This is a genomic window from Streptomyces sp. NPDC055239 (assembly GCF_053606205.1).
Window position 1 is genome coordinate 898,842 of sequence record NZ_JBSGRD010000001.1, and the last position, 13,070, is coordinate 911,911.

The 13,070-nt window shown below is 71.5% G+C and carries 11 protein-coding genes; 6 read left to right on the forward strand and 5 right to left on the reverse strand.

All coding sequences use genetic code 11. The annotated features are described in order from the left end of the window. The first annotated feature begins 81 nt into the window (after positions 1–81). From ACWFRJ_RS03690 to ACWFRJ_RS03710, 5 genes are read left to right on the forward strand one after another with little or no spacing between them, the layout of a single operon-like run. The gene (locus ACWFRJ_RS03690; RefSeq protein ID WP_453524548.1) at positions 82–1,641 is read left to right on the forward strand and encodes an ABC transporter substrate-binding protein; all 1,560 of its coding nucleotides are present in this window, start codon (positions 82–84) and stop codon (positions 1,639–1,641) included. A 5-nt stretch (positions 1,642–1,646) separates the two neighbouring features. Next, positions 1,647–2,648, forward strand: coding sequence for an ABC transporter permease (locus tag ACWFRJ_RS03695; RefSeq protein ID WP_453524549.1), 1,002 nt, complete (start codon positions 1,647–1,649; stop codon positions 2,646–2,648). After that, on the forward strand, positions 2,645–3,490 hold the full coding sequence (locus ACWFRJ_RS03700) for an ABC transporter permease (RefSeq protein WP_453524550.1): 846 nt from the start codon (positions 2,645–2,647) through the stop codon (positions 3,488–3,490). Before ACWFRJ_RS03695 ends, ACWFRJ_RS03700 begins: the two co-directional genes overlap by 4 nt. Then, a complete protein-coding gene (locus ACWFRJ_RS03705) occupies positions 3,487–4,989 on the forward strand; it encodes an ABC transporter ATP-binding protein (protein ID WP_453524551.1) in 1,503 nt (500 codons plus the stop codon). Before ACWFRJ_RS03700 ends, ACWFRJ_RS03705 begins: the two co-directional genes overlap by 4 nt. 37 nt (positions 4,990–5,026) lie before the next feature. Continuing rightward, entirely contained in the window at positions 5,027–5,608 is a 582-nt protein-coding gene (locus ACWFRJ_RS03710; RefSeq protein ID WP_453524552.1) for a hypothetical protein, read from the forward strand. A gap of 130 nt (positions 5,609–5,738) precedes the next feature. Here ACWFRJ_RS03710 and ACWFRJ_RS03715 read toward each other — a convergent pair whose 3' ends face one another. The 5 genes from ACWFRJ_RS03715 to ACWFRJ_RS03735 all read right to left on the reverse strand — a co-directional run bounded on the left by ACWFRJ_RS03715 (position 5,739) and on the right by ACWFRJ_RS03735 (position 11,255). Next, positions 5,739–6,467: a response regulator transcription factor gene (locus tag ACWFRJ_RS03715; protein ID WP_453524553.1), complete on the reverse strand. Its 729-nt coding sequence runs from the start codon at positions 6,465–6,467 to the stop codon at positions 5,739–5,741. Between the two features lie 56 nt (positions 6,468–6,523). Then, complete coding sequence (locus ACWFRJ_RS03720) at positions 6,524–9,166, reverse strand: FtsX-like permease family protein (protein ID WP_453524554.1); 2,643 nt, start codon at positions 9,164–9,166, stop codon at positions 6,524–6,526. 76 nt (positions 9,167–9,242) lie between these two features. Beyond that, positions 9,243–9,902 carry an ABC transporter ATP-binding protein gene (locus tag ACWFRJ_RS03725; protein ID WP_453524555.1) on the reverse strand — a complete coding sequence of 220 codons (660 nt, stop codon included), beginning with the start codon at positions 9,900–9,902 and terminating at the stop codon, positions 9,243–9,245. Continuing rightward, on the reverse strand, positions 9,889–10,608 hold the full coding sequence (locus ACWFRJ_RS03730) for an ABC transporter ATP-binding protein (protein ID WP_453524556.1): 720 nt from the start codon (positions 10,606–10,608) through the stop codon (positions 9,889–9,891). Before ACWFRJ_RS03730 ends, ACWFRJ_RS03725 begins: the two co-directional genes overlap by 14 nt. Continuing rightward, a complete protein-coding gene (locus ACWFRJ_RS03735; protein ID WP_453524557.1) occupies positions 10,605–11,255 on the reverse strand; it encodes a hypothetical protein in 651 nt (216 codons plus the stop codon). The genes ACWFRJ_RS03730 and ACWFRJ_RS03735 overlap by 4 nt, the downstream gene beginning before the upstream one ends. A 154-nt stretch (positions 11,256–11,409) precedes the next feature. On the opposite strand from ACWFRJ_RS03735, the gene ACWFRJ_RS03740 reads away from it, so the two are divergent. After that, complete coding sequence (locus ACWFRJ_RS03740) at positions 11,410–12,738, forward strand: histidine kinase dimerization/phospho-acceptor domain-containing protein (protein WP_453524558.1); 1,329 nt, start codon at positions 11,410–11,412, stop codon at positions 12,736–12,738. Positions 12,739–13,070 lie beyond the last annotated feature (332 nt).

The window sequence follows — 13,070 nt, forward strand, 5'->3', positions numbered from 1 at the left end:
GAGATGGCTTGCGGAGTCTGGCTGGATCCGGTTAGGTAACCCTAAGAACGACCAAGTGCGAACCCGAGACGAGGACCAGACGTGGGCGTCACCAGACGACAGCTGCTGTGGGCCGGCACCGGCATCGGAGCGGCCGGAATCCTTGCGGCCTGCAGCGGCGGCAGCGGGGATTCCAAAGGCGCTGCAGCCTCCGGTGCGGAAGCCGGAAAGCCTCGCGCCGGTGGCACCCTGCGAGTAGGCGCACTGGGGCGTGCGAGCGCGATCACCCGTGACCCGCACGGCACCCAGGCCAACGAGAGTGACTACCTCGTCCTCGCCCTCGTCTTCGACACCCTCACCGTCCCCGGCGACAAGGCCAACACGGTCTCGCGTCTCGCCTCTTCGTGGGAGTCGTCGGCCGATCTGAAGACGTGGAAGTTCAAGATGGCCAAGGGCGCGGCGTTCCACGACGGTGCGCCGGTGACCGCCGAGGACGTGGTGTGGTCGCTCAAGCGGCTGCGCAACACCCCCTCGGGTGAGGCCCGTCTGCCCGGCATCCAGGCGAAGAACATCAGCGCCCAGGGCAGCGACACGGTCGTCCTGGTCTCCGACTACGCCAACGCCGAACTGCCGGTCCTGACCCGCTTCACGACCTTCGTGATGAAGAAGGGCACCAAGGACTCGGAGATCGCCAAGGCGCCCGGTACCGGCCCGTTCAAGCTGGACTGGTTCCGCAACGGCAACGCGCGCCTGGTGAAGAACGACAAGTGGTACGGGCCGGCCGTGCACCTCGACGCGATCGAGGTCACCATGTTCGAGACCCCGCAGGCCATGGCGAACGCCCTGCTCGCCGGGCAGATCGACCTGGCCTCCAACGCCGGTGCCGTGGCCGCGCGCACCGCCGAGTCCCGCAAGGACATCCAAGTGCTGCGCCGCCCCGACGACATGGCGATGCCGATCGTGATGCGCACCGCCAAGGGCAGCCCCTTCGCGGACGAGCGGGTACGCGAGGCGATACGCCTGACCGTGAACCGAGAGGCGATGGTCAAGCAGGTCCTGTCCGGGTACGGCACCGTCGCCAACGACATCCTCGGCACCGGCGATCCCGCCTACGCCAAGAGCATCCCGCAGCGCAAGAGGGACCTGGCCAAGGCCAAGAAGCTACTGAAGGAAGCGGACTTCGACCTCTCGAAGACCTACGAGCTGATCACCACCGAGGACATCTCCGGACTCGCCGACTCGGCGACCCTGTTCGCCAACCAGGCCCGCGAGGCCGGGATCAAGATCAAGGTCGTCAAGCAGGAGTCCGGCGCGTTCTGGGACAAGACCTGGAAGACCGGGGACTTCTACACCACCTACTGGGGCACCAACGACTCGGTGATCTTCTTCGCCTCCAAGACCATGGTCAGCAAGGCCGGGCAGAACGAGTCCGGCTGGAGCGATCCCGGTTTCGACGCCGCCTACCGCAAGGTGATCGGTACCCCCGGCGCCGAGCAGCGCGCGGTCGCGCTGAAGGATCTCCAGCAGATCGAGTACGACCGCTCCGGCTACCTGCTGTGGGGCATGGCCGACGGCATCGACCTGGCCGCCACCAAGGTGCGGAACCTGCCCGAGCTCCCCGGATACGGACGCGTACAGCTCGAAGGCGTGTGGCTGAGGTGAGCCAGATGGCCAAGACCGGCCCGGTGGCCGTCCCCGGCGTGGGGGCGGCCACCGCCGCACGCCGGGCCGCACACACCGTGCTGCGGATCGCAGGGACGGCCGGACGCCGCATCCTGATGCTCATCGTGCTGCTGGCCGTGGTGTTCGCGGCAGTTGAGGTGCTGCCGGGAGACGCGGCCGGTGCCGCAGCCGAGCGCGGGGAGAGCGCAGCCGACATCGCCGCCCGGCGCCATCTGCTGGGTCTGGACCGGCCGTTGTGGGAACGGTTCGCCGACTGGATGACCGCACTGCCGACCGGAGACCTCGGCACCTCCGCCCGCGGGCAGAAGGTCACCGAACTGCTCGCCGATCCGCTGCCCAACACCCTTGTCCTGGCCGTGACCGCGTTCGCGATCACGGTTGTGCTCTCGCTGCTGCTCGGCTGCTGGGCCGCAGCCCGCCCCGGCCGGCTCACGGACCGGATCATCGGGCACACCTCGACGGCCGCGTTCGCGGTGCCCGAGTTCGTGGTCTCAGCGGTGCTGCTCATGGTGCTGTCTCTGTGGACGGGCTGGCTGCCCGCCGTCACGGTGACCGGCGGTGACGGAAAACCCGCGACCTGGACCATGCTGATCATGCCGGTCCTTGCCCTGGTCATCCCACAGACCGGCTGGAACACCCGTGTCGTGCGCGGCGCACTGGCCGACCAGGCATCTACCCCGCACGTGGAAGCCGCCCACCTGGACGGCCTGCCCCCGCGCCGAGTCCTGCTGCACCACCAGCTGCCCGGAGCCGTCCCCGCGATCGCCACCGGCATGGCCACCTCCACCGGCCTGCTGTTCGGCGGTGCGGTCGTGGTCGAAACCCTGTTCAACTATCCCGGCATCGGCGCCGTCCTGGCCGGAGCGGTCGCCGCACGGGACACCCCGCTGATCGCCGGAGTGGTCATCTGCGCCGGTGCCGTCGTCAGCCTCGTCCTGCTGGCCGCCGACCTCATCCGCCACTCCGTCCTGGGAGCCCGCGTATGACCGCCGCCCTGCCCCTGGCCGAACCCCGGTACTCCCGCCGGGCGAAGACCATCGCCCTGGTGCTGATCGCGGGCCTGCCGCTGCTGATGACCCTCGCCGGTTCGCTGATCGCCCCGCACCCGATCGACACGCCGGTCACCGCGCCCTTCGCCGCGCCCGGAGGCGACGCCCTACTGGGCGGGGACCAGCTCGGCCGTGACGTGCTCAGTCGAATACTCTCCGGCGGCGCCCTCCTGGTCGCAGGCGCCCTGCTGGTCGCTGTCGCCGTCACCTTGGCCGCCACGGTGATCGGCTGTGTCGCGGTGCTGCGGCCTGCCCTCGGCCGCGCCGTCGAACGCAGCGCGGACGTGGCGATCCTCCTGCCGCCGCTGCTGGGCATCATGCTCATCGCGCTCGCCTGGCCCGACGGCGGACGCTGGGCCGTGATCGCCGCCGCCATCGTCCTTGGCGTCCCGTATGCGGTCCGGGTCGTGGCCGCAGCAGCATCCCCCCTCGGCACGGCCGGATATGTCGAAGCGGCCCTGGCCCGCGGTGAATCCACCGTCTACGTCGCTCTGCGCGAGATCCTGCCCAATCTGCGCGCCACGATCGTGACCCTGTTCGGACTTCGTTTCGTCGAGGCCATCTACATCATCTCGATGGCCGGATTCCTCCAGATCGGACCCCAACCACCCGCCTCCGACTGGTCGCTGATGGTCCGTGAGAACTCCTCCGGCATCCTCCTCAACCCCTGGGCCGTCGTCGCCCCCAGTCTGGCCATCGCCATCCTGGCCGTCACCGTCAACCTGGTCACTCTCTCTTTGGCCCCCGACACCACAGCGAAGGCGGTGACCCGTTCATGAGCGACAACCTTTCCCCTGCCCACCCCACGGCCCCTACCTCCAAGGGCACGACCCAGCCACCTCACGTCGCCGTCAGAGGTCTCGAAATACGGCTGCCCGAGGGGCCCGTCCTCCTGTACGAGACCACCGCGCAGATTCACGCAGGACAGGTCACCGCTCTCATGGGCGCCTCCGGATCCGGCAAGACCACCTTGCTGCGCGCCCTCATCGGCCACCTCCCCCCAGGTGCCGTGGTCACGGGCACTCTCGACGTCCTGGGCAGGAGCCCGCACCAGCTGCCGACGGACGAACTGCGCACGCTGCGCCGCACCGCCATCGCATACGTCGGCCAGGACCCCGGATCCGCCCTCAACCCCCGCATGACCGCGCGCCGCCTGGTTGCCGAACTCGCCACTGACACGAGCGAGGAGAAGGTCCTGGAGTTGCTCGCCGAATGCCGCCTGCCCGTCGATACAGGGATCGCCGACCGCAGGCCCACCGCTCTGTCCGGCGGCCAGCAACGACGCGTCGCTCTCGCCCGCGCCCTCGCCCGCACCCCCAAGGTCCTCCTCCTGGACGAGCCCACCGCCGGTCTCGACACCGCGGTACGTGACGAGGTCGCCCACCTGCTGCGCCACCTCGCCATCAGCCGGAACCTCGCCGTCGTCATCGCCACCCACGACCCACACTTCGTGGAGACCTGTGCCGACCACACCATCCGGCTCACACCCAAGTCCGCCCCTGTGGCGCGCCTGACCGCCGATGCGCCCCCGGCTGCGACAACTGGCCCTGACGACAGTGCGGTTGGCGACGGAGTCACCGCCCAGGCGATCGACGCCTACTTCCGCAATGGCCGCCAGCACAGTCCCGTCCTGACCGGCGTGGCATTCAGCGCCGCACCCGGTTCGGCCACCGCCATCATCGGCCCCTCCGGATCAGGCAAGACCACCCTGCTGCGCGCCTTGGCCGGACTTCACCCCACTCACACCGGACACCTCACCCTCGACGGCCGCCCACTCGCCCGACGCGTGCAACGCCGTACGCGTGAACAGCAGCGCCGCATCCAACTCGTTCCCCAAAATCCCCTTGCCGCGCTCAACCCCCGGCACAGCGTCGGCCAGCAGATCGCCCGGCCCCTGCGCCTGCACGCAGACCTGCCCAAGAGCGTTCGCCCCGACCGCGTCGCCGAACTCCTTGCCCAGGTCGACCTCCCTGCCGACTACGCCGACCGCCACCCCGGCGAGCTGTCCGGCGGACAGCGCCAACGCGTCTCCATCGCCCGGGCCCTCGCCGCGGGCCCGGACATCCTGCTCTGCGACGAGGTCACCTCGGCCCTCGACTCCGACACCGCCACCGGCATCATGGACCTCCTCACCCGCCTGCGCACAGAACGCCGGATGACCCTGGTCGTGGTCTCCCACGAACACGACCTGGTCGCCCGCTACACCAACACGACCCACCTGCTCGACGCGGGCCACATCACCGGCAGCGGTCCCACTGCCCGCCTTCTGCCCGCGTAGGCATATTCCGCCTACAGACCGAAGGGGGAGGAAGTCATTGGGCACACTCCAGCAAGGTGATCCGAGCGACGACGCGTGGGCGCGATCCGTCGTGGCCGGCATCATCGCGCCCCGCGAGGCGATCGACCACGCCCTTGTGACGGTGCTGAACGGGAGCCCAGTCGTCTCCGAGGAGAACGCGATCAGACGGGCCGACGCCGTTCGCGCCGCAGCACTGGGGCTGCCCCTTGCGGCCTGCGCCGCGGTGGCAGGCGTCTCAGGGAACTTGCTCGATCGCTGGCTGGAGGAGAACCCGGGCTTCCGCGCTGCCATGACCTCCGCGCACGCCATGGCGGGCACGCCCGGTGGGGAGATCGACCAGACAGAGTTTTCAGCTGCCTCCTTGCACCAGTTTCTGCGTGCTCTCGCTTTCGGAGCCACCGTTGTCGACGCCACTGCGCAGGTCGGCCGCACCAGATTCGGGCTCCGACAGCTGAGGGAACGCAATCCCCGAGTGAACGCCCTCCTCAACGCCGCCACCGCGCAGCGGAGGCAGACAGCCGGCAGAAAGCGCCGTTTGCCGGGGACTGAGGCCGAGGCAGGGGCAAAGTATCGGCTCGTCCAGCGGGATGAACTGTGAGAGAGACGACTGCCGTCATCAGGGGAGTGCACGCCGTGTGCACCTGGCGGCGGTCAAGTCTGCTTCGCATGCGGCCGGTTGGCCGGTGTCCACAGTCAGTCCGTACCTTCCGTCCTCTTGCCTGGCGTCCTCAACCGTCGAGACGGTAGCCGTGCCCCCGCAATGTGACGATGTCGGGCAGCCGCGCGGGGCGGGTTGTGGTGTCGGCCGCTGTGGTGAGGCGGTGGCGCAGGCTTGCCATGGTGACGTCGAGGGTCTTGGTGGATCCGAACCAGTTCTCGTCCCATACCTCGGCCATCAGTGTTTCGCGGGAGACGGCCTCGCCGGCGCGTGCGGCTAACGCGGCGAGCAGGTCGAACTCCTTTGCGCGCAGGGGAATGTCGGCCCCGTGGAGGGTGCAGCGGCGCGCTGCTGTGTCGATGACAAGGTCGCCGAGGCGGATCGGTGCGCGGGCCGGGGCGGGGCTAGGGTGACGGCGCAAGTGGGCGCGGAGCCGGGCCAGGAGGACGGTGAGGCTGAAGGGTTTGACGAGGTAGTCGTCGGCGCCCGCGTCCAGGCCGGCGACGATATCGATGTCGTCGGTGCGGGCGGTCAGAATGATGATGAGCAGGTCCGGGTACTGGGCGCGCAGCATGCGGGCGATGTCCAGGCCGTCCAGGTCCGGCAGCCCGAGGTCCAGGAGCAGGGCGTCGTACGGGGTGTGGGTGGCCTCGGCCAGTGCGCTCGCGCCGGTGCGGGACCAGGTGGGCAGGTAGCCGTTGCCGCGCAGCCCCATCTCGAGATGGTGTCCGATGGTGTCGTCGTCCTCGACGATGAGGACACGGTGGCGACCCGGGGCAGGAGTCGGGGGCGTGCGCATGGGAGCAGCGTAGAGGTGCGCGGATTCGTGCGGTGCAGTGGTGGCGATCGGTGTGGTCACAGGTCGCGCAGCTCTTCGACCGCGGGGCGTGTGGTGCGCCGGACGCCGTTGAGCGCGGCGGCGAGGACGGCGGCTGCGGCTGCGCCGACGGTGAGAGTCAGGTACGCGGCGGGGACCGACAGCGTCGCGGGCGGAGGGTCGAAGACGCCGGTCAGGACTTTCACCAGCATCCGGGCGAGAGCACCGCCGATGAGCGCGCCGCCGGCGAGCCCGGCCCCGGCCAGCAGGGCGGCCTCGGTCAGCACCATGCCGCGCAGGCGGCGCCGGGGCGCGCCGAGGACGGTGGCGATGGCGAAGGTGCGCCGGCGCTCGGCCAGTCCGAGGGCGAGGACGAGTCCGCCCGCTCCGGCAGCCAGGAGTACCGCGTAGGAGAGCTCGATGCGGGTGAGTCCGGCGAGGTCGACAGAGGTGAGGCTGGTGCCGACGGCGCCGCGGGTCTGGGTGAGGTCGGTGACCGTGGCGCTGGTGCCCAGGTGGTCGCGCAGGAGGGCGGCGATGCCGCGTTGGTGGTGGCCGCCGGTGTCGAGGAGGAACGCGCCGACCGTGTCGCTGCCGGTCGCCCGGGTGACGTAGGAGGCGTTGGCGACGAAGAAGCTGTCCTTGGGCGCGGTGGGGAACTCCTTGACGATGCCCGCGTAGTGGAAGGGCACCGTGCGCAGGGCCTTGCTGCGGGCGTCCTGGACGCGCAGGTTGACGGTGTCTCCCGGGGTGAGCTGGAAGTCGCTCACGGTTTCCGCGCTGACCAGCAGGGCGTCGGGGCGCTGCGCGAGCCGGTGCATCAGGGTGCGGGTGCTGCCGCCGGAGAAGTAGGCGTCCTGCAGTGAGGTCGCCCCCGCGATGGTGTCGGGGCGGACTCCGTACAGGTCCTGGAGGTCGGAGCCGACGTAGGCGAACCGGTGCTGGAGCGGCTCGACATGGCGTACGCCGGGGATCTTCAACGAGTCGCCTGCGGTCGGTGGGACGCGGGTGCCCGGGGGTTCGGTGACCGTGACGTCGGCGCCGTTGGTCAGGCGTGCGTCGACGTCGGCCTGTTGTCGGTACGTGGCGTTGAAGGTGGCCGTCGAGACGGCGAACGACACGGCGAGAGCCAGCAGCACCACCGAGCGGGCGAGCGGACGGGCATTGCGGGCGATGATCGCGGCCGCGGTGGTGGCAAGCGGGCCGGTCAGTGGCCGGGCGAGCCAGGTCAGCAGGGGGCGGCCGTGGGAGAAGGCGAGCAGGATCAGGCGCCACAGCAGCAGCGCGCTGCCGACCCACAGCAGTGCCGGGCCGAGGAAGGCCCAGTACGAGACCGAGATGCTCGGCACGCCCTCGGGAGCCAGGACCAGGGCGTACTGGTTTCCGGACGAGGCGCGGAAGACCAGCCACGAGCCGGTCAGCAGCAGCACGTCGAGACCGCAGCGCGCCCACCACGGGGAGCGGGCGGGCCGGACCGTTTTGCGGGTGTCGGCGATGGTCACCGCCCGTAGATCACGCACGGCCGGTACGAGCACGGCGACCGCCGCCACGGCCACACCGAGGGCGAATGCCAGTCCGTACCAGCCGACCCAACTGCCTGCCCTCGCTCCGAACGAGACACTGCCGAAGACAACTCGACCGCTGAGTGCGGCTGCTCCGAGCCCGGTGAGGGAGCCGATGCCGCCGATGAGGGCCGCCTCCAGGGCGCTCAACGCGACAATCTGCCGGGGCCGCAGCCCGCGCAGGCGCAGCAGTCCCTGCTCCCGGCGGCGCCGTGCCGTGCCGGCCGAGGCGACGGCGGCGGTGAGCGCGGCGGCAAGCACGGCGCCCGGCAGGCCGAGGAAGAGGAAGAGCACTTGCGCGTACAGAGCGTCCTGGCGGGCTGCGTCAAGGGCGGCACCGACGTTGTCACCGACCAGCGCGCCACCGGTGGATGCGGCTTCCAGGTGGCGGGCGGCGCGGGTGACCGTGGTGAAGGCGGCGGCCGGGTCGGCGGGCAAGCGGGCGTCGCGGGCCACGTGGATCTGCTCGGTGACGCCGGTGGCGTGCCGCGTCAGGCGGGCGAAGTCGGTGGCCGGTAGCAGCACGACGTTGTCGGGCGGTGCGGTCGGCTGCGACTGTGCGGGTGCGCCGGCCTTCTGGAACAGCGAGTCGGCCTGTGGCAGGTCGACGATTCCGGCCACCTTGACCGGGGCGGGCCCGGTGCCGGGGAGCTGCACGCTGAGGGTGTCGCCGGGGGCCACGTGCAGGTTGGCGGCGGTCTGCTGGGCGAGCAGGACGCCGTCGGTGCGACCGGACAGGGTGCGGATCGCGTCCGGGAACAGGCGGCGGTAGCCGTCGGGCAGGCCAAGGGCCATGCCGGGCCCGGTGGTCTGGGTGCTGCCGTGGACGCGGGCCGAGAAGCCGGTGGTCCGTGCGAACCCGACCGGCACCGCCGTCCGGATGCCGGGCGAGGCGCGCACCAGGGACAGCGCAGTGGCCGGGTTGGCGCCGGGCTGGACCTCGACCTGCCAGTCGACGGCGACCGAGCGCACGGCCCGCTGGGTCATCGTGGCTTTTGAAGCGGTGAGGAACGAACCGAGGGAGGCGATGAGAGCGACCGCGAGGGCGATCCCCGCCATGGCGGTCAGCAGGCGTCCGGTGCGGTGGCGGGCGAGGCCGCTCGCCCATGCGGTGAACATGACGTCTCCCTCAGGGGGTTGGGCCCTTGTAGAGGGCCGGATGCGGCAGCCGACTGCTCGCTTCGGTGGTGGCTCCTCAGCTGTCATCGGCCTTCAGCAGACGGCCGTTGTGCATGGTGCGCCGCATGCTGAGGCGGGCGGCGACGGCCGGGTCGTGGGTGGTCACGACCAGGGCCGCCCCTGTCCGATGGGCGGTGGCGAGCAGCGCGTCAAGGACCCGGCCGCCGGTGGCGTGGTCGAGACGGCCGGTGGGTTCGTCGGCCAGGATCAGCCCGGGCGACTGGGCCAGCACCCGGGCGACGGCGACCCGTTGGGCCTGTCCGCCGGAGATCTCCTCCGGCAACCGGTGCGCCAGTTCGGCGCCGTCGACGAGCGCCAGCGCACGGCCGGCCGCGGCCCTGGCCATCGCCTGGGTGTGGCCGGTGAGGACGAGGGGCAGCGCGGCGTTCTCGAGGACGTCGAGGGCGGGGATCAGGCTGTCGGCCTGGAAGACCAGCCCGATGCCGACCGGCCCGGGCAGCCCCGGCCAGGTCACTGTGCCGCTGGTGGGGCGCTCCAGGCCGGCCAGCAGATGCAGCAGCGACGACTTGCCCGAACCCGACGGCCCGACGATCGCGAGCTGCTCGCCACGGCGCAGGCGCAGGTTCGCGCCGTGCACCGCCACCACGGCGCCGGACCCCCGGCCGAAGCTGAGCGCCGCATCGGTGCAGACCACGAGCGGTTCACGGGCGCGCATCGCGCACCTCCCGCCCCGCCGGGGCGGTGACCCGGCCGTCGTCCAGTGCGACCACCCGGTCCGCGACGCGTACGGCCTGCGGGCTGTGCGTCACGATCACGACGGCGCAGCCGCGCTGGGCGTGATCGCGCAGCATGTCCAGGACCAACTGCTCTGTGCTGCCGTCGAGTTCACCGGTCGGCTCGTCGGCCAGCAGGAGGGCGGGGGAGTTGGCGAGCGCGACGGCCAGGCCCGCCCGGGCCAGTTCTCCGCCGGACAACTGCCGGGCCAGTGCGCCTGCCCTGCGGCCGAGCCCCACCCCGTCCAGCAGGTCGCGGGCGGACACCGCGGGCCGCCCGGGTACGGCGCGCTGCGCGAGGCGAATGTTGTCGCGCACCGTGAGGTGGGCCAGCAGGTTGCCGCTTTGCAGCAGGACGCCGATGTGGCGGGCCCGCAGCCTGGCCCGCTCCGTCTCGGGCCGGTGGCTGAGCCGGACGCCCGCCACCCGCACCTCGCCGCCGGAGGGTTCGTCAAGGCCCGCCAGACAGCCCAGGAGTGTCGACTTCCCGGCACCCGAGGGGCCGACCACGGCTACGGTCTCACCGCGCCGCGCCGACAGGGAGACGCCGCGCAGCGCGAGCGTCTCCTCCTCGCCCGCTCTGAAGAAGCGGTACAGCTCGCGGGCGCGGAGGGTCTCGTCGTACGGCTGCGGGGACACGACGTTCATCGCCAGGTGAAGGAGTCGCTGACGATGCGCCAGGGGTCGACGTTGTCCGCGTTGACCGGCCCGGACAGGATCAGGTCCACTTCATGGCCCTGCCGGTAGAACGCGTACCGCTCGAAAGCGTCGCGGATCACCTTGCCGGTCACCGGGTCCTTGGCCGAGTCGCCCTGGTAGGTGAGCCGTACGACGCGCCCGGCGTGCCGGGACACCTCGGACACCTGCGGTCGGGTGAAGTTCGCCACCTGGGTGCGGAGTTGAGTAACGGTCGTTTTCGTCACCGAGCCGGGCGTGGGGGCGGCGGAGACGGTGGCCGTGGTGATGCGGACCGTGTTCAGCTTGTCCGTGAACCGTGTCGTCGCGCCGTGCTGGGTGCGAGCCCAGCCCTCGGGCACCTTCACCGTGAAGTGGGTGACAGCGCCGCCGGCGGGCCGGTAGGCGACGAATGCCTGGTTGTCGGGGATGTCGCCGGGCGGGTTCGACTCGGTGGGCGCCGCGGAGTTGCCCGTGGGTGAGGGCACGCCCGTGCTGCCACCGGTGTGCGAGGGCGCGGGTGAGGTGCTGTGCCCGCCGCCGCTCGATCCCGAGCACCCGGCCGCCGCCAGCGCGACGAACAGTGTCGCGGCGACCGCGGACGTACGTAGCTGAGTCATGACCACTGCCCTCCCAGGCATCGAGGTGACGGGTCGGTCATGTCATCGACGCTAGGTGCGGCCCGGTCAACGCCCGGCCCGACGAGGGTTAGACGACGGCAAAACCGTGTGCCGCGACTGCGGCGGGCCGGATCCCGCGACCCATCATGAGGGCATGAGACAGCGCATGGTGCGGGTGGCCGTGACGGCCGTTCTGGTCGCCCTGGTCCTCCTGGTGGTGCCCCTGGCCCTGGTCATCCGATCCTCGCTCTACGCCGATCAGCGCGATGCCCTGGAGCGGGCGGCCCTGGGCGCGGCCGTCCACGTCAGCCCCGACTACACCGCCGGAGACCCCGTCGAACTTCCCACTGCTCCGGCCGGTGGACGGCTCGGCCTGTACGACCCGCGCCTGCGGCTGCGCGCCGGGGACGGTCCCGCGAGCGGCGGCGCCCCCGTCCGGCAGGCCCTGGCTGCCGAGGCCGTCCGCTCCCGCACAGGCGGCGACCTCGTGGTGGCCGTGCCGGTGTCGCACGCCGAGCGCGTCATCGGTGTGGTGCGGGCGGCCTCGCCGGCCGCCGCGGTACGCGACCGGGTCCTGGCCGTCTGGGCGGTGCTGCTCGGCGTCGGCGCGCTCGCCCTGGCTGTTGCGATCGGGGTGGCCCGCCGCCAGGCGCGGCTCCTCGCGGCCCCGCTGGAGGGCCTGTCCCGGCACTGCCGCGCCGTCAAAGCCGGAGATCTCACGGCGCGGGCCGCCCTCAGCGCCATCGCCGAGGTTGACCAAGTGGCCCGCACCCACAACGACATGTTGCACAGCCTCACCGAACTCCTGCGCCGCGAAAGGGACTTCACTGCCAACGCCTCCCACCAGCTGCGTACTCCGCTGACCGGCCTGCAACTCACCCTGGAGGCCGGACTCGCCGACGACGACCCACGCCCTGCCCTGCACGAGGCGCTCACCGCCACCCGTCGCCTGAATGACACCGTCGATGAGGTGCTGCGCCTGGCCCACGCGCCCACTGTGAGCCGCGCGGCGGTCCCGGACCGGGCGGTGTGCCACGTGCTGGAGGACGTGGCACAGCACTGGCACGGCCGGTTCGCCCAAGACGGCCGACGCCTGGAGACCGACGCGCGCGGCGCTGCGTCGACCGGCCTCGCCGTCGCGGGCGGCCCGGTGGCCGAGATCCTCGGAGTTCTGCTCGACAACGCCCGCGTTCACGGGCGCGGCACCGTCCGGGTCACGGTGCGTGATCTCGATGACGCCCTCGCCGTCGACGTCACCGACGAGGGCACGCTGAGCGGCGATCCGGCCGCACTGTTCGAGCGCGGGCACACCCGCGGCGGTTCCGGGACGGGCATCGGCCTGGCCCTCGCCCGCGACCTGGCCCTCGGCCTCGGCGGCCGACTCCTCCTGGCGGGCACGGCGCCCACCGCGTTCACCCTGCTTGTCCCCGTCGGATCGGTGGTCAGTTCCGGAACAGCAGGCACCGGTCAGGACGTCGGGTAGCGCCGTGGTCAACAGGACGGCGCTCGCGCTGCTGTTGTTCATCCCGCGGGCCGGCGTGAGCGAGGACGCCGCTGGGGCGTCCGGGCCCCAGTCTCCAGGTGTCCACGATCAAGGGGAAGGCTCACCACGCTCATCGTTGCCCGCGAGGGTGATCGCCGCGGCAATCTCCCGCCGCACCAACCTGCCCTGTCGACCCGATGGACCTACACCGCCACGACACGTTCACCCAGGTCCCTGTCGACACTGCCCACGCCTGCACCGCCGCCGTGATCGCCCTTGTCGCCGACCGTGCCCCCGGCTGTCGTCAGTCGCCGCTGCCGTCTTCACTCACG